Annotated in this window: 1 protein-coding gene; it reads right to left on the bottom strand. The window is 78.3% G+C overall.

The features are described 5' to 3' along the window. Positions 1–161: 161 nt before the first annotated feature. Positions 162–671, bottom strand: coding sequence for a phosphohydrolase (locus ACI79L_RS23925; protein ID WP_456939189.1), 510 nt, complete (start codon positions 669–671; stop codon positions 162–164). Between the last annotated feature and the right edge of the window lie 254 nt (positions 672–925).

Below are 925 nucleotides of genomic sequence, written 5' to 3'. Positions count from 1 at the left end.
CGCGTTGTGGGGGTGGTTTATTAGGCGCCCCCGGAACACCAAACCCCCGCGGGGCCCCCCCCCCGAGGGGGGGGGGGGGCCCCTTCTGCATTCCCCGACACGGCCCGACCGGAATACACTCCCGCCCCGGATCCGTCCTGACGAAACCGGGGCGGGGGTCCTCAGACGAGGACGCGCCGGCCGTGGACCGGGTCCGCGGCCTCGGCCGCGAGCAGGATCCGCCGGGCGGGGCGGTAGCGGCCCTCGCGCAGAGTGCGTGCGCGGGCCGGGTCGGTGGCCGCCTGCTGAGCGGCGGCCGCGAGCAGGTGCTGGTTCTCGGCCAGCTTGACCAGGCGGCCGAGCGGGTGCGCCGCGCACCGCCGGATGAGGCCGGCGATGTACGGCTCGCCCGGACGCGGCGTCACGGCGTCGATCGCCTCGACGACGACCGCCGGGACACCCAGGGCGAGCAGCCGGGGGATGTCGTAGCGGCGCGCGGGATCGGGATGGTCGCCGGTCGTCCGGGCGACGTCCTGCAGCACGCCGGCCATCTCCGCCTCCGGCCCGTGCGGCCGGAGCGACGCGGCGATCGGTCGCAACCGCACCAGGTAGAGGTCCCGGCCGTGCTCGTCGGTCTGCCCCTCGTGGGCGGCGAGGGCGAGGAGGTGGGCGTCGGGAACGGTGAACGCCACGGGTCCGAGGCTAGGCGGTGCCCGGCACGGCGGGTCCCCGCGCGGGCCGTGTCGGACGGCGCTCCGACCGGATCACAGTCGCCCGCACCGGGTGGAGCCCGCCCGGGCCCGCGCTCGGGGCAGCGGGCCCGGGCGAGCCGGGCACCGGGACGGTGCCGGGCCCCCGGGGACCCCCCCGCGGGGCCGCCCGGGCCCGGGAAAAACCCCGGGCCACAGCTCCCCACCACCCCCACCCCGCACCAGCCCCACGGTAG

It is taken from the genome of Geodermatophilus sp. SYSU D00684 (genome assembly GCF_054050455.1).
The sequence above is the reverse complement of the archived record's forward strand: the minus strand, read 5'-3'. Positions and strand labels throughout refer to the sequence as shown.